This is a genomic window from Nostoc sphaeroides, assembly GCF_003443655.1.
Lineage (GTDB): Bacteria > Cyanobacteriota > Cyanobacteriia > Cyanobacteriales > Nostocaceae > Nostoc > Nostoc sphaeroides.
Genome location: NZ_CP031941.1, coordinates 6,167,664 through 6,190,606, shown reverse-complemented (window position 1 = coordinate 6,190,606; position 22,943 = coordinate 6,167,664). Strand labels below are relative to the sequence as shown.

Annotated in this window: 17 protein-coding genes, 1 pseudogene and 1 CRISPR repeat array; of the genes and pseudogenes, 11 read left to right on the top strand and 7 right to left on the bottom strand. The window is 41.5% G+C overall.

What is annotated here, in order from left to right; genetic code table 11:
- Nucleotides 1–277: 277 nt before the first annotated feature.
- Both fdhD and D1367_RS27660 read right to left on the bottom strand, forming a co-directional pair.
- Nucleotides 278–1,117, bottom strand: coding sequence for a formate dehydrogenase accessory sulfurtransferase FdhD (fdhD, locus tag D1367_RS27665; RefSeq protein ID WP_118170049.1), 840 nt, complete (start codon nucleotides 1,115–1,117; stop codon nucleotides 278–280).
- 92 nt (nucleotides 1,118–1,209) lie between these two features.
- A complete protein-coding gene (locus D1367_RS27660; protein WP_118170047.1) occupies nucleotides 1,210–1,941 on the bottom strand; it encodes a Uma2 family endonuclease in 732 nt (243 codons plus the stop codon).
- 427 nt (nucleotides 1,942–2,368) lie between these two features.
- Here D1367_RS27660 and D1367_RS27655 point away from each other — a divergent pair, with 427 nt between their 5' ends.
- From D1367_RS27655 to D1367_RS27640, 4 genes are all read left to right on the top strand, one after another.
- Nucleotides 2,369–2,818 carry an orange carotenoid protein N-terminal domain-containing protein gene (locus D1367_RS27655; RefSeq protein ID WP_118170044.1) on the top strand — a complete coding sequence of 150 codons (450 nt, stop codon included), beginning with the start codon at nucleotides 2,369–2,371 and terminating at the stop codon, nucleotides 2,816–2,818.
- A gap of 229 nt (nucleotides 2,819–3,047) precedes the next feature.
- Nucleotides 3,048–3,761, top strand: coding sequence for a heterocyst differentiation pentapeptide repeat protein HetL (gene hetL, locus D1367_RS27650; protein ID WP_118170042.1), 714 nt, complete (start codon nucleotides 3,048–3,050; stop codon nucleotides 3,759–3,761).
- A gap of 123 nt (nucleotides 3,762–3,884) precedes the next feature.
- Nucleotides 3,885–4,247, top strand: a complete 363-nt coding sequence (locus tag D1367_RS27645; protein WP_118170039.1) for an ArsR/SmtB family transcription factor — start codon at nucleotides 3,885–3,887, stop codon at nucleotides 4,245–4,247.
- Between the two features lie 357 nt (nucleotides 4,248–4,604).
- The gene (locus D1367_RS27640; protein WP_181984985.1) at nucleotides 4,605–5,093 is read left to right on the top strand and encodes a hypothetical protein; all 489 of its coding nucleotides are present in this window, start codon (nucleotides 4,605–4,607) and stop codon (nucleotides 5,091–5,093) included.
- Nucleotides 5,094–5,175: 82 nt separating this feature from the next.
- On the opposite strand, the gene acsF is transcribed toward D1367_RS27640, so the two are convergent.
- Nucleotides 5,176–6,231, bottom strand: coding sequence for a magnesium-protoporphyrin IX monomethyl ester (oxidative) cyclase (acsF, locus tag D1367_RS27635; protein WP_118170036.1), 1,056 nt, complete (start codon nucleotides 6,229–6,231; stop codon nucleotides 5,176–5,178).
- Between the two features lie 378 nt (nucleotides 6,232–6,609).
- On the opposite strand from acsF, the gene hemF reads away from it, so the two are divergent.
- A complete protein-coding gene (gene hemF / locus D1367_RS27630) occupies nucleotides 6,610–7,674 on the top strand; it encodes an oxygen-dependent coproporphyrinogen oxidase (RefSeq protein WP_118170033.1) in 1,065 nt (354 codons plus the stop codon).
- 195 nt (nucleotides 7,675–7,869) lie between these two features.
- On the opposite strand, the gene D1367_RS27625 is transcribed toward hemF, so the two are convergent.
- Complete coding sequence (locus tag D1367_RS27625) at nucleotides 7,870–10,092, bottom strand: FdhF/YdeP family oxidoreductase (RefSeq protein WP_118170031.1); 2,223 nt, start codon at nucleotides 10,090–10,092, stop codon at nucleotides 7,870–7,872.
- 1,105 nt (nucleotides 10,093–11,197) lie between these two features.
- Nucleotides 11,198–11,506, bottom strand: coding sequence for a hypothetical protein (locus D1367_RS27615; RefSeq protein WP_118170027.1), 309 nt, complete (start codon nucleotides 11,504–11,506; stop codon nucleotides 11,198–11,200).
- Between the two features lie 799 nt (nucleotides 11,507–12,305).
- Here D1367_RS27615 and aroA point away from each other — a divergent pair.
- From aroA to D1367_RS27585, 4 genes and pseudogenes are all read left to right on the top strand, one after another.
- Nucleotides 12,306–13,585, top strand: a pseudogene (aroA, locus tag D1367_RS27605) (3-phosphoshikimate 1-carboxyvinyltransferase).
- 1,059 nt (nucleotides 13,586–14,644) lie between these two features.
- Nucleotides 14,645–16,234, top strand: a complete 1,590-nt coding sequence (locus tag D1367_RS27595) for an alkaline phosphatase D family protein (protein ID WP_118170023.1) — start codon at nucleotides 14,645–14,647, stop codon at nucleotides 16,232–16,234.
- Between the two features lie 724 nt (nucleotides 16,235–16,958).
- Nucleotides 16,959–17,138 (top strand): chlorophyll a/b-binding protein, encoded by a 180-nt coding sequence (locus D1367_RS27590; RefSeq protein WP_012407782.1) that lies wholly within the window; start codon nucleotides 16,959–16,961, stop codon nucleotides 17,136–17,138.
- 170 nt (nucleotides 17,139–17,308) lie between these two features.
- Nucleotides 17,309–17,632 (top strand): hypothetical protein, encoded by a 324-nt coding sequence (locus D1367_RS27585; RefSeq protein WP_094328612.1) that lies wholly within the window; start codon nucleotides 17,309–17,311, stop codon nucleotides 17,630–17,632.
- Nucleotides 17,633–17,935: 303 nt separating this feature from the next.
- Nucleotides 17,936–19,838: a CRISPR direct-repeat array (repeat unit 37 nt; unit sequence ATTGCAATTACCTAAAATCCCTATTAGGGATTGAAAC).
- A gap of 304 nt (nucleotides 19,839–20,142) precedes the next feature.
- On the opposite strand, the gene D1367_RS27580 is transcribed toward D1367_RS27585, so the two are convergent.
- Nucleotides 20,143–20,406, bottom strand: coding sequence for a hypothetical protein (locus D1367_RS27580; protein ID WP_118170020.1), 264 nt, complete (start codon nucleotides 20,404–20,406; stop codon nucleotides 20,143–20,145).
- 301 nt (nucleotides 20,407–20,707) lie between these two features.
- Here D1367_RS27580 and D1367_RS27575 point away from each other — a divergent pair, with 301 nt between their 5' ends.
- Together D1367_RS27575 and D1367_RS31380 are read left to right on the top strand one after the other, a co-directional pair.
- Nucleotides 20,708–21,346: a glutathione S-transferase family protein gene (locus tag D1367_RS27575; RefSeq protein ID WP_118170018.1), complete on the top strand. Its 639-nt coding sequence runs from the start codon at nucleotides 20,708–20,710 to the stop codon at nucleotides 21,344–21,346.
- Nucleotides 21,347–21,596: 250 nt separating this feature from the next.
- A complete protein-coding gene (locus D1367_RS31380) occupies nucleotides 21,597–21,755 on the top strand; it encodes a hypothetical protein (protein WP_181984984.1) in 159 nt (52 codons plus the stop codon).
- On the opposite strand, the gene D1367_RS27570 is transcribed toward D1367_RS31380, so the two are convergent.
- Entirely contained in the window at nucleotides 21,741–22,772 is a 1,032-nt protein-coding gene (locus D1367_RS27570; protein WP_118170015.1) for a VOC family protein, read from the bottom strand. The two genes, D1367_RS31380 and D1367_RS27570, sit on opposite strands and share 15 nt — an antisense overlap.
- Between the last annotated feature and the right edge of the window lie 171 nt (nucleotides 22,773–22,943).

Sequence of the window (22,943 nt, the reverse complement as noted above, 5' to 3'; positions counted from 1 at the left end):
TATATTCTTATTCATTTTCAGGGATATAGGACTCCTATCAATACTTTTCGGTTAAGGCAAGAGACGCGATAAATCGCCGTCTCTACAATAATCAGTCTTTTGTAGAGACGACGATTTATCGCGTCTTTGTGATGATTTATCCCATTTTTAGCGATTTAGAATTTTCATCAAAAAACCTTAACCGAACTGTATTGAGAGTGTTGGGTTTCGTTCCTCAACCCAACCTACAAATTTTTTTGCAACAATTTAGCCTCGCTACGCTACTACGAAAGTGTTTTTAAGCAGCGTTTATTCTCTGTAAACCAGTGTAAATATTGAATCGTTCTCCGCGCAGGAATCCAATTAAGGTAATCCCGAATTCCTTGGCGACAGACACCGCTAAACTACTGGGAGCGGAAACAGAACAGACAATGGGAACTCCAGCAGTTGTAGACTTTTGCAAAATCTCAAAACTAGAGCGTCCGCTCACTAAAACAATACAATTATTTAAAGGCAACTCGTCACTGAGCAAAGCTGTACCAATCAATTTATCCAAAGCATTGTGTCGTCCAACATCCTCCCACAAATTTAATAGTTGTCCTTGAGCATTGAAGATAGCCGCAGCGTGCAAACCCCCTGTAGCAGTGAAGATACCTTGAGCAGCCCGGAGCTTATCAGGTAGACTGTAGATGATCTCAGGTGTTACCGTTGGGCCAGAAGGAATCACTGGACATCCCCGCAGACGCAAAGCTTCAAGGCTAGCTTTACCACACACCCCACAGGCGCTACTAGTGTAGAAATGACGCTCCAAAGGCTGTAAGTCTGGAATCAAACCATCCCGCAGTTCTACATTTACGATGTTATGGCGCTGCTCACCATCTACCAATTCATCTACGCAGTAACTAATACGTCGAATATCTTCTCTGCGGTTCACGACACCTTCACTGTAGAGGAAACCAGCAGCTAGTTCAAAATCTGCCCCTGGTGTCCGCATGGTTACAGCTACCGTCTTCTGGAGAGGGACGAGGCGAATTTCTAAAGGTTCTTCGGTGGTGAGTTGGTCTAAACGCGATCGCATTTTACCATTTTCCACTACCCAGACACTAGCTTTAGTCTTGCTTTTAGTTGGCATTTTCATATTAAATCAGTAGCTAGAACAGGTCTAGATATTGTTGAGAATAAATAATATTTAAAAAAAATCAGTTAAATTTGCTTTTCCCTCCCATTGAGTTAAATCGTATCTGGGTCAATGTTCAGTTCTCGCAATTTGGCTGCTAGGCGTTCAGCACGTTGCTTTTCTTGTTCAGCGCGTTGTTGTTCTTGTTCAGCGCGTTGCTTTTCTTGTTGGGCGCGTTGTCGTTCTTGTTGGGCGACTTCTTCCGGTGTAGGAACTAGATTCCCTTCCGCAGTGAAATAGCGCAATTTATGTTCATAAACACCCAAGTACAAATTTAACTGCTGACTCCACAGCCATCCTTGAGGATTAGGTTCTATCGGTTCATAAGTACCGCCAATCAAGATAAAGCCAGCAAATTCTAAATTATTGGGATCGAACCAAAAATATTCTGGTGTGCGAAAGATATCTTGAAAAATTTGTTTTTTCAAACCCTTGTCAGTTGAGGCTGTAGAATTCGAGAGAAGCTCTACAATTATGTTGGGATATTTCCCATCTTCTTCCCAAACAACCCAACTTTTACGAACTTTGCGTTGACATCCCAGCACTACAAAAAAATCTGGCCCCCGGAATTCTTCTGACCTCTTCTGGCGTTGGCTGTAGTAAATTGTTAGATTACCCGCAGCGTAAAAGTCATTGCGGTTTCGCCACCACAATTCCAAAGATTGCAATAGCAGAATTATTTGGCGTAGATGTAATTCGCTTTCCAATGGTGGTTCGTCACTATATAAATCCCCTAGAGGAAATATTACATCATTTGGGAATTCAAAATCTTTGGCGGCGGACATGGCTGCAAGCTTTGGGGTGATATGGGTGATATAAACTTACTGTAATCTAGGTTTGTTTTTCTAGACGCGCGATCGCATTATAATCAGGACTTACGCAAAAATTGCCGAAAAGCTTAATTTATCGAACCGCCAAGACGCCAAGAACGCCAAGAATTCGTAGAGTGTGCGTAAGTCCTAATAATCAGAAACCCCTTCAAGCGATCGCTTAGTGTCACAGACATTGCTTACCTTTCATATACATTAAAGTAGGCATTTTTGTAACTAGCAACTTAAGTTATTTATATCTGTCTTATGTAGTGATCCTATCCATACCCTAAGTAGGGTTATCCATCTCCATTTGTTCGTTAAGTTATGTAAAGGTACTGAAAACAAATTTTCACAGTAACTGACGAAATCAGGATACCCAAAACAATAGTTGGAGTTTTTTATGACTTACACAATTGATGAAGCAACAAAACCAGCTTTAGAAACTTTTCAACGCTTTGATGTAGATACTCAGCTAGCCCTACTTTGGTTCGGTTATCTCGATCTTAAAGAGCAGCTACAACCAGCACCTCCTCTAAGCGTTGAAGCTCTTGCAAAAGCAGTATTTGATAAATTCCTGGACTTGTCTAAAGAAGAGCAATTGCAAGCACAACGCGATATTATTAATGGTGCAGCTAACGATATCAGCCAAACCTATAATAGTCTAAGTCCCAATGCCAAATTAGACGTTTGGTTTCTGTTGGCACAAGGAATGGAGGATGGAAGCATAATTCAAGTGCCCTCCGACTATCAACTTCCAACTGAAACGGATGAATTTGTCGCATTGATCAAAAATCTGGAGTTTGAGCAACGGATTAATTTCATGTTGAGTGCTGTGCAAGCAATGGGTTAGTCAAGTCCAACAACTCTCAAGCTTTCTAGAATTGGAGATAACTCAAAGTACCAAATTAAGCTAGACTTGGCTGTTTTGCTTTACTTTAATAGTTGTTAACTTAGAACTACCGCAGAGATGCTAATCTTTGCGGTAGTCTTGGTGCAAGTTAATATCTGTGGTTCGCTCATTTTAAGATAATATTATCCAGAAGAAAAACGCGCTCCAGTTGTAAATTAAAGGTAATAATATGGATGTAGATGAAATTCTCAAACGTTATGCTGCTGGAGAAAAAAGCTTTCAGCGAGTAAATCTGCAAGAAGCAGAGCTAACAAATTTAAACCTCAGAGGTGCAGATTTTAGCAATGCCGATTTACGCCAGACACGGCTAGGTAAAACCAACTTTAACCAAGCATGTCTACGGGAGGCAAACCTGAGTGAAGCGATTTTGTGGGGAATAGACTTAAGTGAAGCTGATTTGTATTGCGCCATTCTGCGGGAGGCTGATTTGACTGGCGCAAAACTGGTTCAGACACGCCTAGAAAAAGCCAACTTAATCAAAGCTAGTTTATGTGGTGCTAATTTGAATGGTGCAAACCTCTCTGGTTCTCTGCTAATTCAAGCAGATTTCCGTCCTAGTTCCAATCAACGCACAGACTTGGGATATGCGATTTTAACTGGAGCAGACTTGAGCTACGCTGACCTGAAAGCCGCTTGTATGCATCACGCCAACTTAGATGCAGCGAAGTTATGTCGGGCAGACCTGAGTCGAAGAATCCAGTGGGGAGATTTGGCAACTGATCTTAGTGAAGCCAGTTTGCAAGGAGCAGACTTGAGCTATGCAGACTTTACTGGTGCTATTCTGAGAAAGGCTAATCTGCAAGGAGCAGACTTAACCGGATCAATTCTCACTGACGTTGATTTTCAGGGAGCGATTATGCCCGATGGTACGGTTCATGATTGAAGATAAGCGATCGCAAAGCATCCCTTTCTCTGCCTACAACAGGTTACATCTACGCTAATTAACAATTAGTTATACTACTAATTAGTTATTGAGCAACTATTGTGCTGACTATTAAATCTCCCTATGGCAAAAACTAAGCCACCCAATGCCGATCCAGCTGTTCTCGTGGCGGTTGGTGACTACTTCAAAGTTTTATCAGAGGTAAGTAGATTACAGATTTTGACCTGTCTTAAATCAGGTTCAATGAATGTGATGGAAATTGCCGAGGCGACTGGTTTAGGGCAGGCAAATCTATCTAAGCATCTGAAAGTATTAACTCAGGCAGGGATTTTATCTCGTCAGCCCAAAGGCACTAGTGCCTATTACGAGATTGCCGATCCCATGATTTTTGAGCTTTGTGAGTTAGCGTGCGATCGCATTAGTGAGCGCATACAACAGCAAGCTGAAAGCCTAAAAACTCTTCGGAGCAAAACAGCAGTTTTTTGAACAAAAATATCTACTACCCTCAACAGAAAAACACCCTCATTCGAGTGATCGTGCCCGATGGTACAGTTCATGATTGCAGATGAGCGATCGCACTCGTCACAGATTCAGGTTTATATTACAATACAGTTCAGATAAGACCAAAACACTTGTAGAGACGGCGATTTATCGCGTCTCGAAAACCCACAATTTTGTACAATTAGCCCTTAACTGAACCGTATTGGTTTATATTAGGTTTCGTTCCTGAACCTAAGCTAACTATTATTGTTAGCTAAATAAACTTAGGGGAGTCCATCCACTACGTAAAGATATTGAGGAATTTCTAGAAAAAAAGGAAAAGACCTGCTGCTAAAAAGACACATGGCTGAAAAGCAATCTTATGCAGTAACTATAATTGCAACAGCTCTAGTTGCAGTAGCAGGTGAAGCATTCCTCCCTGGTAGCGCAGCTTGGATAACAGCAACACAGGGAGTTGCTATAGCGTCTCTTTCCTATCTGTATACTGGTAAAATATTATCCACAAATGCAGCAATTGCTATTCTACCGACATTCTTTGCTGAGACTGCTGGCTCTAGCATCTTTTTATTTGTAAAATCATTTCTTCCACCAACAGGAATTATTGATGTTGCTGCTGCTGGTGTGTCCGTAATAATCACACTTGCTATATTAGCAACCGTCAATAATATATTGTCTGATGGCGCTCAACTTGAACAAAAAGAACTTCTGAGTTCTAAATTCAGGACATACCACAAACAAGCTAAAGAAGTAATCAAAAATTTAGCGTTAACAGATATAAGCAATTTGCCTGCTATATCAACTATTGTAACTAAGTTTTTAGGTAGCTATTAGCTTTAGCCTGTAGGCTGAGTTAGGCAAAGCATAACCCTTGTAGAGACGTAGCAATGCTACGTCTCTACATCATTTATAATAACTAACAAACCGTTCCCCGCAGGGCTTCAGTATCAATTGGTTTAATCAGGAAAACTAACAGCAGATTCCAAACAATTGCTGCAATCAAAGGTAGTTTGCGAATTAACTTGACAACTTTCGGCGCAGAACTGCTCTCAATCTCTGCAATTTTTAAGTTATAACCTGCACAGCGTTGTAGGCGTGAGAAAAACTTGGGATGTTCGGTATTCAACATCACCGGAAAAGCTCGTCCCGCAGTTTCATTGGTGTTGCGGATAACTTGGCGATCAAATTCTGTCGCATCAAGTCCCAGTGATTTGTAGAACCCGGAACGTTCATGAACTGTCAAGGTGTGGGTAGCAAATACCGATAGCAAGAAAAAGCGACTCCACAGCCTAGCTTTCCAGTTGTTCCATAGTTGCGGTTGCGATCGCAATAATGCCTTAAATATATCTCCGTGGCGGTTTTCATCCTGACACCAACTCTCAAAGTAGCGGAAAATGGGATAAAATTCGTTTTCCGGGTGCTTTTCGAGATGTCTGAAAATAATAATGTAACGCCAGTAACCTATTTTCTCTGATAGATAAACGGTGTAAAGTACCCACTCAATCGGGAAAAAGGTATAAGTGCGGGTTTTAGTAACAGTACCTAAATCAAGGGAGAGTTTAAAATCGCCCATTGCTTTGTTGAGAAATCCGGCGTGGCGGGCTTCATCACGCGCCATCAGTTGAAATATTTCCGCTAGTACTGGACTGCGATTTTTGAGCTTGCGGGATAATTCTTTGAATAGCAAGAAGCCGGAAAACTCAGAAATGCAAGAACGTTCCAAATACTCAATAAACGCTTGCCTTGCTTCACCGTCAATGTGTTCCCAAGACTGTGCAAACGCTTCATCACGAACAAAATGGTGGCGGTTGTAGTCTGTCCGCATTTCTGCCAACATCGCCTGCAACTCCGTTTCCTGAGCAGACAAATCCAGGCTGGCTGCGGTTTCAAAATCTGTAGTATAAAACCGGGGGGTGAGTACAGTTTCTTTGCTGGGGGTTTTAATTTCTGGCTTGGATAGGGTGTTAACCATGAGTAATGTGGCGTTCCGATCAATAGTTCTATAACTATTAAGCTATGATAAGTATGATTATTTAGCTAGACCTCTTTACAATCCTTTAATAAAGCAGAAAAGCGAAAATATAAACGGAAAACCTTTGAGGACTTGGGTTTTCACGTTATGTGGAAAAGTCCACGAAAACCTAACCCCCTAACCCCCTTCCCGACACTCTAAGGGGGAAAATTCAAAGTCTCTCTCCTTAAAGGATGAGAGATTTAGAGAGAGGTTTTTCATGATTTTGCATAAGTCCTGAATTTATTAAGTTTTGAAACTTTTCCCGAATAACAAACTATATAACTATAAAGTTGTTAAGTAGTAATCATCCTTACTCAAAGTTTCAGAGGTTTTAAGATGGGTCGTCATTGGGATAATTCTCTGCAAGAATCTAGAAATAATACAACATTGCTGGCATCAGCTACCAACACAATACCCAAGGATTCACGGGTGCGATCGCAGCAATTCATGCAGAACTTACAGGATGAAATTTGCACAGCCTTAGAGCAACTTGATGGAGAAGCCCGCTTTCAACAAGACCACTGGGAACGAGCAGAAGGTGGAGAAGGACGTACCCGTGTGATTCGAGAAGGGCGGGTATTTGAACAGGGTGGCGTGAACTTTTCGGCAGTTTGGGGAAATAGCCTACCGCCGGCAATTTTGGCTCAACGCCCAGAAGCCGCAGGACATGAGTTTTTTGCCACGGGAACCTCAATGGTATTGCATCCCCGTAATCCCTACGTACCAACAGTACATCTCAACTATCGCTACTTTGAGGCAGGCGCGATTTGGTGGTTTGGTGGCGGGGCTGATTTAACGCCATACTACCCCTTTGCAGAGGATGCAATTCACTTTCATCAAACGCTAAAAAATGCCTGTGATGCTCACCATGAAGAGTATTATCCAGCCTTTAAACTTTGGTGTGATGAATACTTCTACTTAAAACATCGCCAAGAACAGCGAGGGATTGGCGGCATTTTCTTCGACTATCAGGATGCTAGTGGCAAGCTTTATGTTGGTTCTCAAACAGATAGTCCAGCAGCACTTTATAGTCAGCAAGTAGGAACGGTATCTCATAACTGGGAAGATATCTTTTCCTTTGTGCAGTCTTGCGGTCAAGCATTTCTACCCGCTTATTTGCCCATTGTAGAACGACGGCAGGAAATAGAGTATGGCGATCGCCAGCGTCAGTTTCATCTGTATCGTCGGGGTCGTTATGCAGAATTTAATCTGGTGTACGACCGGGGAACGGTTTTCGGTCTGCAAACCAATGGTAGAACAGAATCTATTCTAATGTCTCTACCACCACTGGCACGTTGGGAATATTGCTACGAGCCAGAACCAGGCACACCAGAAGCACAACTCACCGAAATCTTTCTCCAGCCTCACGATTGGACGAATGTGACTTTTGTCCAAAAATAACAACAGGTTCGTAGTACAATACGCTTGGGTTAAGGCTAAAACTCTGTTATCCAAGTCAATTTTTTAACGAACCGCCAAGGCGCAGAGGACGCAGAGAGAAGAAAGAGAAGGAAAAAATTGCTTAACTGAACTGTATTGGTTTGTAGTAAGCACAAAGCCCACTTAAAAAATCAAGGACTAAATTCCTTCGTTGATTTAGATTTTTTCCAACCGCACGATCGCATTATAATCAGGAACTCCTTCGAGCGATCGCTTGCCTTTATCTAATAACACATTCCCTTCTGGCCAATGTACTTGTAAGTTTCCTGACTGAATTGGCGCAATGTAGACTTGACATAACAACTCGCCTAAATCATTCTTAAGAATAACGCGATCGCTATCTTTTAAACCTAACTGTACAGCATCAGCAGCATTCATTAGCACCGCCTCTCGCATCGCCCCAGTAATCGCATCCTTGCGTTCCTGCACCATACTATTAAATTGTTTGCCTCGGCGCGTTGCTAATAAAAAATAACCTTCTGGTAATTCTCTTTGGCGTGGCAATAATACGCCAAAGTGTGCTTTACCATCTGCTGTAGGAAAGTTCCAACCAAAGCATAAATGTGAGCCACCATATTGAAACTGATCGCCAGCTTGCTGTAAGTGTTGAATACCAGCATATTGGGGGACAACTTGAGCAATTTCTTGACGGATAGCAGCTGTGTCAGCAAAAGCCAGCTTATCTGCCAAATCTGGTTTTACCCGCCTTGCCAATTCTAAAAACACTTCCCACTCAGGACGCGCTTCTCCAATGCGCGGCCCCGGAATTTCTGGACTGAAAATTACCCGGCGTTCGGTGTTAGTTTCTGTAACTCCCCCTGGTATTTCGTAGCGAGTCGTCGCAGGTAAAAGCACCACAGTATCAGCAGGTTCCACCAACATTTGGCTGGAGAGAACAATATCTATATGTACCCGCAGGGGTATTTGCTTCAGCGCCGCTTCCACATAATCTGGTTCTGGTAGCACTTCTAAAAAATTCCCACCCACAGAAACCAACACTTCTATTTCTTTCTGATGTGCGGCGTTAATCATTTCTGGAGCGATTAAACCTTTACTTGTTGGCACATCAAAGCCCCAATGTTGACTCAATTGGGCAGCATTTTCTGGAGTGATAGGTTTACCACCAGGAAATACTGTGGCGTAACATCCCATCTCTGCACCACCCTGCACCCCAGAATGGCCGCGAATTGGCATTAAACCGCAGCCTTCCCGACCGACAAAACCTTTGGTGAGAGCTAAGTTAATGATACTTCGCACATTATCTTCACCGCATTCATGTTGAGTAATGCCCATACTCCAAACAAATACGGCTTTATTCGCTTCTTTGACCATTTTGGCAAAGGCGTACATTGACTCACGAGATGTTCCAGAAAGCCGCTCTAATTCTTCCCAAGATTGATTTTCTAACGATGCTTTGAGTTGGGCAAAGCCATCTGTGTATAAATCTATAAATGACTGGTCTACCCAGTTATTAGCAATTATATGTTTAATAGTACCATTCAAAAATGCGATATCCCCGCCCATGTTGATTAAGAAGAAGTCTTCGGCAAACTTTGTACCGAAAACGGCACTTTCTACAATTGAGGGAACCCAGTAGCGCTCCATTCCTGGCTCGCGGTAAGTATTAATGACTACAATCTTTGTGCCAGCTTTTTTAGCATAATGGAGATACTTAACAGTAACAGGCTGATTGTTAGCAACATTAGAGCCAATGAAGACTAATAAATCAGTACCAATCCAGTCTTTATAAGAACAAGTGGTGGCCCCAGCACCCAAAGCAGCTTTTAGTCCTGCTGTACTGGGAGAATGGCAAATGCGGGCAGCATTATCAATATTATTGCTTCCCATTGCTCGGACAGCTTTTTGGGTGGCATAATAAGTTTCGTTGACAGTACCGCGACTGGTAACATAAAAACTGAGGCGGTCTGGTGTAGTGGAACGGATGCGATCGCTAATTACCCCTAAAGCTTCATCCCAACTCACACGGCGAAAGCCTTTTTCCCCCCGTTGACGAATCATCGGGTACGGGAGTCTTCCCAAGTCACGTAATTGGGCACTTTTTTGCTTTTGTAACTGCGAAACATCTTCCAATATTACAGGGTCAAAAGCTGGCATAGTATTCATCCGCAACAGCCGCAACCGGACATTACAGAGATGGATACCATCTAAAGTCCAATCCTTCATCCCGGTTGTTCCGAGAGCGCAACCATCGCAAACACCTTTATTTAGGATATTCCACGTGTATGGTAGTTTGTCACGAGATAGCCAGATTGCCCGAAATACCTCCCAAAAATTGTTGGGATACTGTTCGCCAATGCCAAAAGGTTTCCAACTTGCCCAATTTGAAGGTGTCCAGTGCTTTTTGGGTTTAGGTAACATGATGTAATGTGTGAGTTGCTGGATTCTCTTAGGCTATCGTTTTGATTAGGAAATGAGTAGCAGACAGTTAAAAATCGTTCTATTTGCTGAATATGCCAAAATGAGAAAGAAAAAGCTGCTTTTATTTGCTGAATATACCAAAATGAGAAAAAAATAGTTGCTTTTGCTTGCTGAATATACCGAAATGAGAAAGAAATAGTTGCTTTTGCTTGCTGAATATACCAAAATGAGAAAAAAATAGCTGCTTTTGAAAAAGAAATAGCTGCTTTTGCTTGCTGAATATACTGAAATGAGAAAGAAATAGCTGCTTTTGAAAAAGAAAAAGCAGCTTTTGAGAAAGCAATTGCAGATTTTGCGTATTAAATTTAGTCAAAAGATGAAGTTCAGGTAAGTTATTGAAAGCATTCCTTATAATTTCGATGCCTAAGTTAGGTTTTATCCTTGAACACAAGCTACGAATAAATACTTTTAACTTTTTTTCAGCCGGGGTTAGTATAGCGGTTCCCATTCAGATGGGGTACAACATTACATCACCAGGTGTAGGGGCACGGCAGTGCCGTGCCCCTACGCGTGTACCTCACGTAAACGAGAATCGCTATAAGCATAAAATTATACTTCAATATGAAAAAAAGAAAGGCGATAGGCAAGCAATAGGCAATAGGGTTATAGAACAATACGATTCAGTCAAGCCTAAAAACTAAAACTGGCGTAGGCGTAGGTTGGGTTGAGGAACGAAACCCAACATTATCAAGGCTTTATCGGGTAACGCTTAAGCTTAACCCAATCTGCTATTCTTCTTAACCCAAGAGTATTGGATTATAAAAGATTAAGGTTTACAGTATTTTTTCACGCAATAAAATAAGAGCCTTTTCAATACTGCTCGGTTAAGAAGATTTGTAGGTTGGGTTGAACGGAGTGAAACCCAACAAAGCCCTGAAAATGTTGGGTTTCGTTCCTCAACCCAACCTACCTCAGAGTGCTTTTTTAGGCTTAACCGAGCAGTATTGAGAGCCTTTTCTATATTTTCTAAATTATGAAAGCAGTAGTTAAAATAAAAATCCCTGCCATAATTGGCAGGGACAGTAGTTTTTAGATATAGCTTGTGCTAACTGCTAACAAAATCTTTGTGGGCAGTGACAAGCATCTGAGCCTGTCTTAAAACGTTGCCGAATAAATAAAAAGGAATCTGCCAAGCTGCAACTGTAACTTCTTTGACAATATCCTGTACACTAACTGCGATTAATTCATGCTCTGGCGGCTCACCCTCAACTGTACCAGACCAAGTAAAAGCTAATAAGAAATCATCGTCTCCAGGCAAAGATGCAATTAAGCATTCTTCTGGTGTTTGTTGACAAATAATACCATAATCATTTGCAAGTTCTACTAGTCTTTGAAAGTTTTTTCTGTTTGTCATTTTTCCTTTGGGTGTAATTGAATCTCAGTTTTAGAAGAAATCATATTTTGAACTCCAAAACTCAAGTGAGTTGCTCTATAGCAGAAATTACGAATTATTAATTATTCGTTGAGAATTATGAGTTATTGGAGTTGGATCACGCTTAAGTCCAAAATCTTACCGCGATCGCCTGGTTGTATCAGCAACAATTGCTACTGTTTGAAAAAATCTAGACTACCTACTTTTAAGGAAAAGCCGACAAAATATAGAGATGGTTTAATCCATTTCATATTGATAATGCCTGGGTCGTAGACTAGTAATGTCAATAGATAAAGTATTCCCAAAAGCAGAATCAGATTCTACACTCAACTACAAAACTATTGAGCATTGAGTATTTGTACTGGGCTTTGTCGAAGTGCAGCCTAACAAGAGAAGTATTGCTAATACGGTTCGGTTAGTATGTTTGGCTCTCGGAGATCCCCCTAACCCCCCTTTTTTAAGGGGGGTTTTTGCTGCTATTTACCCCTTTTTTAAGGGGGTCGCCGTAGGCGGGGGAATCTTAACCGAACCGGATTGGAAATATTGGGCACAATACTACTCGGTTAAGCATTTTGAACTCAGAATTTGGTTTGGGGAAAAGGTTAAAGGGGAAGGGTTAAAGGTTTTTTCTTTCCCTTTTCCCCTTCCCCTTTTCCCCTTAACCGAGAAGTATTGATATTGGGCATGGTTATTCTTCTTGCCCCCTTATTCCCCTCTGCCCCTTTTGGCCACAATATGGCAATAATAAAGTTGTACCTAACCGCCTACGTAGAGGTTTAACGTGGATACCATTGAAATTCCTGCTCTAAATCGGCCAGTGGATGCCACAGTAGAAATTCCTGGTTCTAAAAGTCTTACCAATCGGGCGTTGCTTGTCGCTGCTTTGGCACAAGGTGACTCCATTTTAGAAAATGCCTTATTTAGTGAAGACAGCGAGTATTTTGCCAAATGCGTAGAGCAATTGGGTATTCCCATTACGCTGAATCCTAATCTGGCTCAGATTCAGGTTGCAGGAAGAGGAGGGGACATTCCAGCGAAACAGGCAGATTTATTTGTGGGTTTGGCAGGTACAGCAGCACGGTTTATCTCGGCGCTGGTGGCATTGGGTATGGCGAATATCGCCTAGATGGCGTTCCCAGGATGCGAGAACGGCCGATGGGCGACATGCTGACGGTGCTGCAAGCGGGTGGAGCAACCGTTAACTTTGAGGGAAACTCCGGGTTTATGCCCTACACCGTCTATAGCCAGGGATTCGCTGGCGGAAATTTTCGGTTGAAAGCTAACCAAACAAGTCAGCAACTTTCGGCATTGCTGATGATTGCGCCTTATGCTCAACAAGATACAAATATTGAGGTTGAGGGGACATTAGTTTCTCAATCTTACGTCAAAATGACCTGTCGTCTGATGGCAGATTTTGGCGTAGAGGTGATTCAAATCGGCGATAATCAATTTCAGATTAAAGCGGGTCAACGTTACCAAGCTCGACATTATACAGTAGAACCTGACGCTTCAAATGCTTCTTACTTTTTTGCCGCCGCCGCCGTCACAGGTGGACGGGTGCGCGTCAAACATTTGACCAAACAATCTTGTCAGGGTGATATTCTGTGGCTGAATGTTTTAGAACAGATGGGTTGCCAAATTAAGGATTCGGATGATTACACCGAAGTGACGGGGCCAAAGCAATTGCAAGGCATCGACATTGATATGAATGATATATCAGATTTGGTGCAAACATTGGGAGCGATCGCGCCCTTTGCCAGTTCACCAATTACGATTCGGAACGTGGAACATATTCGATATAAGGAAACCGATCGGATTAAAGCTGTTGTCACAGAGTTGCGTCGGTTAGGAGTCCAGGTTGAAGAATTTCCAGATAGACTGAAAATTGAGCCTGGCCCCATTACTCCGGCGACGATTGAAACCTATCACGATCATCGAATGGCGATGGCTTTTGCTGTCACTGGCTTGAAGGTTCCAGGAATTGTAATTAAAGATCCTGGGTGTACAGCGAAAACTTTTCCAGATTATTTTACCCGATTTTTCCAGATGTTAGAACAATAAAAAAGTAGTGCCGCAAGGCGAAAGTTGACCCTGAGCGCAGTCGAAGGGTCAAAAGTTAAAATTTTTGTATATCAAGGCTTTTGCAAGTTTTAAACTGGTAGCTTGATTTACGCCGCGCTGTACTAGTAGTCTATCGCATTAGTTCTGATTGATTAGTTTGTTACCAAAACCCTGTAGAGACGCGTTAGTGTAGCGGGACGAAGTACAATTTCGCGTCTCTACAACCCCGCTAAAGTTCCTTGGCTTTCAGCTAAGGGACTTCCAAGTAAAAAAATATTCCATTGCTATTGTTCACTGTTGACCGTTGACGGTTCACGAGTTTTCAGTCAACAGTCAACAGTCAACAGTCAACGACTTGAATGTGGAATAATTTATTTTTTGGAGTTCCCTAAAGTCTACTGAAGTAGGCTAAAGATTTTTGGCTATATTTAGTCTTCAAGAGATAACTTTGTTCCTTGCGGGACATGACTCTGGTTTAACGCCAAAAAATTCATAGAATGCGATCGCCTACGGCGGGTACGCGATCGCAACTTTTGATCCCTGTAATCTCGACAATTGATTTTATTTTTACCTCTAATTAAAGTCTGCTTAAACTCCTCATTCTAAGATGCAGTAGTTTCTATTACTTGGAAACTTGTTTCTTTTTCTTAAAAAGGTAAAAATCATTGATTTAGATCGCTATTCTAATCAGTCATTTCTCTAGAACTTCTCCAAATGCTGAACCTATATCAGGTAGAGTTTCGTATACACAAATACCTGAGCCTGCACCTTTAGTTGGCGCTATTTTTGCTTGCAGCCTTGGCTGGATGATGAAGAGAAAGGTTAAAGTCTAACTTTAGTTAAGTTGATATTAACGCTCTCTTTGCCAAGGATTAATCTCTTATTAGTAGGCTTTTATGTGGCAAAACAACATCTAACACAATGATACTACGATAAAAATTGGGAATTAAAACCTGATTTTGGTAAGGAAATTATTTACGAAGTTTGTCTACAATTACCCTGCCTTCTTCGTGTTAGCTGTTGCTGTGCTTTAACTTACCTGTTAGCCAGGAGTAAAAAATGGTAGATTACCGGAATTTTGAGCAGTTCCTGCACAGTCGAATGAAACGACGCAACTTAATTATCGGGGCAGGAGCATTGTCTGGTTTAGCGATCGCTAACCAATTTTCACCTCAAAGAGCGATCGCTATAAGCAGATTTTCCAATTATCCTTTTACTTTAGGTGTAGCGTCAGGTGAACCATATCCTACCAGCGTAGTGATCTGGACTCGTCTCGCTCCTGAACCCTTAGACGGAGGTGGAATGCCACCTGTAAATGTGCCAATTCGGTGGGAAGTAGCAACTGATCCCGACATGAGGCGCATTGTCTCCAGAGGTACGGTACTTGCAACTCCAGAACTAGCTCACTCAGTACGAGTTGTGGTAGAAGGATTGCAATCTGATACTTTGTACTGGTATCGATTTCTTGTCGGTCAAGATGCTAGCCCCATAGGTCGCACTCGTACAGCGCCTTTAGCAAATAGCTACTTAAGTAAATTTAACTTTGCCCTTGTCTCTTGTCAGCACTATGAGCAGGGGTATTACACTGCTTACAAATATCTCGCCAAAGACGACCTTAATTTAGTAGTGCATGTTGGCGATTACATCTACGAAGGCGGAATCACAGAAGATCGCCCTAGAAAACACAATGGTTCAGAAATTTTTACTTTAGAAGATTACCGCAACCGTCACGCCCTCTATAAAACCGATACTAACCTGCAAGCAGCTCATGCAGCCTTTCCCTGGATTGTCACCTGGGATGACCATGAAGTAGAAAACAACTACGCCAACGACATCTCCCAAGTTGATACTGAACCAGATCAGGATCGGGCAATATTCCTCCAACGGCGGGCTGTTGCTTATCAAGCTTACTACGAACACATGCCACTGCGCCCCTTCTCGCGTCCCGTTGGCCCCGATATGCAACTTTACCGTCGGCTCTCCTTTGGCAACTTAGCCACCTTCCATGTCCTAGATACCCGTCAATATCGCACCGATCAGCCCTGTGATGATGGCACTAAAGAACGTTGCGCGGAAAATTTAGATCCGAATGCAACGATTACCGGCAAGGCGCAGGAGAATTGGTTATTTGATGGTTTAAATAGTTCACAGTCCAAGTGGAATGTTTTGGCACAGCAGGTTCCCATTGCTCAAAGAGATATGACACCAGGAGAAGGCGGAACTTACAGCATGGATAAATGGGATGGTTATGTGGCTTCGCGCGATCGCCTCATGGCTTTCCTCAGACAGCGCCAGCCCTCTAATCCAGTATCCTTGGCAGGCGATGTGCATTCTCACTGGGCGATGAATCTCAAGGCTAACTTTGATAATCCACAATCCGCCACAGTTGGAAGTGAATTCGTCTGTTCCTCAATTAGCTCCGGTGGCGATGGAGCAGATACTAATCCCACCGTTGAAGCTTACTTACCAGATAACCCACACATTAAATTTTTCAACGGTCAACGGGGATATGTTCGCTGTGCGCTGACTCCTACAACTTGGAAGACAGATTATCTAGTTATGTCAAACGTCACAACCCCATCTGGCACCATTAGTAAACGGGCTTCATTTGTGGTTGAAGATGGCCGTCCAGAAATACAACAAGCTTAGGGAACTCCAAAAAATAAATTATTCCACATTCAAGTCGTTGACTGTTGACTGTTGACTGTTGACTGAAAACTCGTGAACCGTCAACGGTCAACAGTGAACAATAGCAATGGAATATTTTTTTACTTGGAAGTCCCTTAATCGTTTAATTCCCAGGTATTGAAACCAGACCATCACAGATAGAAACAGGTAAGTAGTCAGACAGAATTAATTACACAATGTCATTGCGAATGGAGCGAAGCGGAATGAAGCAATCGCAAGGGCTGGGATTGCTTCGCTTCTCTACGAGACGCTGCGCGAACGCTCGCAATGACTGTAAATATTTTTGTCCGACTACTTAAATCATCAGCGCTTATCTGCATCTATCTGTGTTTTCATTTTCAGAATTTTGTTGAGAGCGATCGCGGGTAAGTTTCAGAAATTACGTACATTTGCCCTGCATTTGGAACCCTAATAAAATAATTATTAATTCATAATTCATAAATTTTAGAATGGGTACAGCAGCCCACAATGAATTTTTAATAAGCTTAGTATCTGATTTAGGAATTACGCAAAACTAGACGCAGTAGGGGCAATTCATGAATTGCCCCTACCTATTGTTTAATGTCGAGTAGATTTTTCTTCAGCTTTTCTTTATTAACTCAATGTTGCATCTTTTTAAACATCTGTTACATTACTTTACAGACAGTTACAACTGCTACAACACTTGAACTTTGGAGTTTTACTGATGACAGGTTTTAAGAATCCTGCGCCTATTGTTTCAGAAGATCCTAATGCCGTGCGTTTTGGCTTCACTCCTCAGAGTGAAAACTGGAACGGTCGTCTTGCGATGATTGGTTTTCTATCTGCCATTTTGATTGAAGCTTTTTCTGGTCAAGGCTTACTCCATTTCTGGGGCATCCTCTAAATTGATGCAGTAAGGTAGCACAGGTCTGCTACCTTACTGTCAGTCCACGCAAGTAATTCGTTTCTAACCTATGGTGGTTGTTGGAATTGGTGCAAAATATCAGATTTTTCCGGTTGAGCCAAAATATAAGTGAATAATTACTTTACATTGAATATGTATAGCTAAAACTCATGGAAATACCCCAACGCGTATCAGTCCGCTACAAAGACGCGTCCTTCAACAGTAATGAAATCCGTTTGAGAACTTTTCGGCTTGGGTTACAAATATGGGAAGAACAAACCAAACCTAGAAAAACAGAGCTTTATCAGTTTATATCGTCTTGCTTGAAACAAGTTGACCGCCAAGATCGTTTTATGTTTTCTCTGCTGTTCATAGAATTAACAGACCTCATCCGCAATTCTTCCCTAGAAAGGGGAACGAAAGAGGTTTTGATTAAAACAGCTTTTAGGGAGTTTGCTTGTGCCATAACAGACTTTGAAGACGTTGCCAAGTAAGGTTGATCAGCCAACCTAATCAAGTAGGATATTTATAAGTAAGCAGCTTTTCCATTAGATTAGTTTTTTCGCTGTATGCGCGGATGGGTAGGTGTTCAAGAAGGAGTGACCACAAAAATGGCTGAATTGCCCTATATGCAAGAACTTGAGAGCGTTAGCATTTCTAAACCATCCGCGCACCTTATGGGGACTAGTTTTCAGCCATTTGCCTCTAGCCAATTCACAACTCCTCGTGTTATGATTTTTGCATTCGCGCAACCGAACCTTGAAAACCAAATAGAGCAACACTTTCACAAGCCAGCGATTGCAATTACCTAAAATCCCTATTAGGGATTGAAACTCCTGATCCATTGATTATAAATCCTAATTGAAGGTACCATTGCAATTACCTAAAATCCCTATTAGGGATTGAAACTCAAGCCAGATTCAATCCAATTCTCCCAAGGGAAATTGCAATTACCTAAAATCCCTATTAGGGATTGAAACAAGAAGACTGGCACAAAGACCGTACAAAGTAGAATATTGCAATTACCTAAAATCCCTATTAGGGATTGAAACTGATGAGCTTGCCAGTTTTCAATACAACACTGCGATTGCAATTACCTAAAATCCCTATTAGGGATTGAAACGGCACAGTTTGTATTCAGAAATGGCAGATGGGTGTATTGCAATTACCTAAAATCCCTATTAGGGATTGAAACTAAACTTGAACGACTGAGAATTCACCCCGACAAATTGCAATTACCTAAAATCCCTATTAGGGATTGAAACGCATCATTTTGCGCTTTGAGGAGGGTAAGCCAAAAATTGCAATTACCTAAAATCCCTATTAGGGATTGAAACCTTGACAATGCCATTTTCTAGAATTTGGAGGTTGCATTGCAATTACCTAAAATCCCTATTAGGGATTGAAACCATAATCTGCATACCACTTCACCAATAAATGAAAATTGCAATTACCTAAAATCCCTATTAGGGATTGAAACGCTGTGGAAAAATCCGTTGGAACTGCAATTACAAAATTGCAATTACCTAAAATCCCTATTAGGGATTGAAACCTTTTCACTGCTCGCTGCGCGAGCAGTGAAACCCAACCATTGCAATTACCTAAAATCCCTATTAGGGATTGAAACAACTAGAGCGCAGTAAGTAGAGTGCATATTAAATTGCAATTACCTAAAATCCCTATTAGGGATTGAAACAGGTGTAACTGGATTAGATGACTGAACAAACTAAAATTGCAATTACCTAAAATCCCTATTAGGGATTGAAACTCAGATGGATATACGTAGTCATTTGCAGATAGATTGCAATTACCTAAAATCCCTATTAGGGATTGAAACAAGTACAAAATAAATTTTGATGACACGACGATTGAATTGCAATTACCTAAAATCCCTATTAGGGATTGAAACTAGTTTCTCCCACCAATTCCCGAATAATCTTTTTAATTGCAATTACCTAAAATCCCTATTAGGGATTGAAACGCAACACTGGAATTAAACTATACTTGATTCAGGTTACATTGCAATTACCTAAAATCCCTATTAGGGATTGAAACTTACCCCAGGATAACTGCCAATTTTTCAGAATAATTGCAATTACCTAAAATCCCTATTAGGGATTGAAACAGAGGGTTGATGGCTATTCACGTCAGACAAAAAGCGAATTGCAATTACCTAAAATCCCTATTAGGGATTGAAACCTTGCACCTTTTGAGAAGCAATTTGTAATCCAGCATTGCAATTACCTAAAATCCCTATTAGGGATTGAAACAAAGCTGTGATTAATGCTGGCAGCAAAGCAAAATATTGCAATTACCTAAAATCCCTATTAGGGATTGAAACTCACTGGAATACAAACAAATCACAGCCTAGAGAATTGCAATTACCTAAAATCCCTATTAGGGATTGAAACCTTGCACCTTGATGTATTTGAGAGATTTGCTGGACATATTGCAATTACCTAAAATCCCTATTAGGGATTGAAACCTTGACTCCAGCGATAAACGGCGATCGCACTACTAATTGCAATTACCTAAAATCCCTATTAGGGATTGAAACAGCAGCTTACGGGTTGAGGCCGCATGAAATATTATTGCAATTACCTAAAATCCCTATTAGGGATTGAAACCAATGAGTTTTACAAGGGCTGTTGCCATACTCCCTTATTGCAATTACCTAAAATCCCTATTAGGGATTGAAACTCTTGGAGAAGCTACGCGATCGCATCCTATCAACCAATACAGTTCAGTTAAGGATAATCGTAGGTTGGGTTGAACTTTAGTGTTACCCAACAAATTCTCATAAATGTTGGGTTTCGTTCCTCAACCCAACCTACGCAGTTTAAGGTTTTTGGCTCTAACCCAAGCGTATTGTCCTATCAACAAAGTAAAATCCCCACACTTGAGGCAGGGACTATAGGCTGACTCTAAGCAGCTATTAATAGTAATTCATAATTTAAATAGCGTTTAAGATTTATGAATTAAGAATTAATAATTATTTAGTCAACTAAGATACTTTCGGTTGCTGCCATAGGATGAGTTTCAATTCAGAGCAATAGCAACCCCCACCGGTAATTTCTCCTTCGTGGTCAGCTAGCCAATCATAAATTTGTGTAGCTTTAGCTAAAGCCACTTTTTCTGATCGATAAAGTCGAGGAGTAGGGCAGTAGGCTTGGCCATTGATGTGTATAGCTGCAATCTGCCAATAATCGCTCTCTGGTACAACTTCTAAAAACCCGTTACTGTAAGACTCGATTATTCCTATGTTCATCTACAACCATCACACTTTAAAATGAAGACCATAACAAAGTCGATACCAGCCAATTCTTCAAAGTCAAAGCTGGAATCACCAGGGAATGCAGTCGCAACCCCTGCTAATAATTGTGGGTTCGTAGTCAATGAAAATCTGAATGATTAGTAACTTTTTGGCTTGATTCCGTTATTGGCAGCAATAATGGCAAGAGGGCTAATACCCAAAACAAACCACCAGATAGATGAAGAGTGGGCAAACTGATGATAGGTTGAGATGAGCAAAAGTTCCTATCAACCCCTGAAGTAAAAAAGTAGCTATTATGATCGTTGTCCATCATCTTAACAACTCGCGATCGCAGCGTGTGCTATGGCTGCTTGAAGAATTAGGTATCGAATACGAGATTAAGTTCTACGAACGCGATGAAAAAACGATGCTGGCACCAACATCGCTGCGTGAAGTCCATCCGCTCGGCAAGTCCCCAGTAATCACGGATGCAGACGAGACTGTTGCTGAATCCGGCGCTATCATCGAATACATAGTGAGTCGCTACGGCAATGGTCGGCTAATCCCGCCATCCGCTACTAAGGAGTGTCTGCGCTACACCTATTGGCTGCATTACGCTGAAGGCTCTGCAATGCCGCCTCTAGTAATGAACCTCGTCTTCAACCGCTTTGGTGTAGGAGACAGCAGCGTAAACGAAGGATTTATCGCACCCCAGATCAAGCTTCACTTTGACTACATAGAAGGTGAACTTAATAAGAGTACATGGTTTGCAGGCGAAGAATTTACTGCCGCCGATATCCAAATGAGCTTTCCTCTGGAAATAGTCGCTATGCAAGCTGAACTCATTTCAAGCCGACCAAAGATTAAGCAATTTATCGAGCGCATCCATACACGGCCTGCTTACGAACGCGCCCTTGAACGTGGAGGCAGATACGACTTCGCCAACAGCATTTAATAAGGGACTTCCAAGTAAAAAAATATTCCATTGCTATTGTTCACTGTTGACCGTTGACCAAATAATTATTAATCCATAATTCATAAATTTTAAAATGGGTACAGCAGCCCCCACGCTCATTTTTAAATCAGTGGTCAAAAAGACAGTGGAGTATTTCTTCCTCCCACTGATAGCGTTGCGGAAAGCGAGTCCTCGAGCGTCTTTAAATTACGAATTATTAATTATCAATTATGAATTAGTTTGACCGTTCATGAGTTTTCAGTCAACAGTCAACAGTCAACAGTCAACAGTCAACAGTCAACAGTCAACAGTCAACAGTCAACGACTTGAATGTGGAATAATTTATTTTTTTGAGTTCCCTAATTCTCCTACAGTTCTGGATTTGCGGGAGACGTTATTTAGCTTCTAGCAAAGTCCAGAAGTAGCCATCTGGCGCAACGAAGGAAAAACTCGTCTCGCCAAACTCATTAGTAATGATGTCTGTAACTTTTTGTACAGTACTTGCTTTAATGCGATCGCAATATTCCTGTATTCCCTTTACCCGATAGGTATATAAAGACATACCCAAGCTACCTGGTTGGGCTGCTTCAAAGCGCGACTCTAAATTTATCTCTTCTGGGAATCGAATGATGTAAAGTCTACCACTGCGGGCGGCCATCAAGTCAGACTTAGAAGAACGGGGATCATCAAAGGTCGTGACAATAAACTTTTCACCAGGATTAAGGTCAAAAATATCTTTACCTGCTGGTGAAGATTCATAGCTAGTTTCGACATCATCACGCACACGCAGCAAACCCAAAACTTCTTCATAAAACTTCAGCGTTTCTTTGCTGTCATCTTGAACAACGATTCCTATATGGGTAAACTGACTAGTCTTGAGAGCAGCATTCTGGTTAACTTGTCCGTAATGCGGTAGTGTATAGCCAAACCGTTGAAATAAAACCTGTCGAGCTAAGGGTTGCAGTAGCAGCATTTCTCGCACACCAACTGCTGGCTCAATAAAAGGACGGCTTTTCCTCTCTTTGTTGTAGATGACTTCCCAATAAGGGTTAGTGTATCTAATCGGCAAACCTGCCGCTTTTGCATCTTCTATATGATTTAAGATATTTAAAACATCTGCCGTTAAGCTTGTTGCCCAGCGATTTCCTTTAATTTTCATTGACGCTGTTCCCAAACCTTCATGGGTGGGGTTTTGCCAAACCATCAGCCGAATCAAACCATGATCTGCATTTTGGTGGTAGAGGCGGATTGAGCGTAAAGAGGAATTCACGCCATATAATTGATAGGCTACATCTGCGGTTAATTCACCCATTTCACCAATGCGATAGCCAAATTGCTCCCAATACTGAATTGCAGAAATTGGTTCTGGGATACCGATACAGACTTCATAGATACCTTCAATTGCTGTTTCTTGTTTTTGAGTCATATCAATTTTGGATTTTAGATTGGTTCAAAATAAATAAAGCTTTCGGAAAGATATCTCAGAAAGAATCCGAAAAGCAACAACTTTATTTTGTAGCTTAGAGGATGTTTTCAAAGTATTGGGCGAATGGAATTCGCTACTAAGCTAAACCACATCTAGTTTGCATATCTAAAA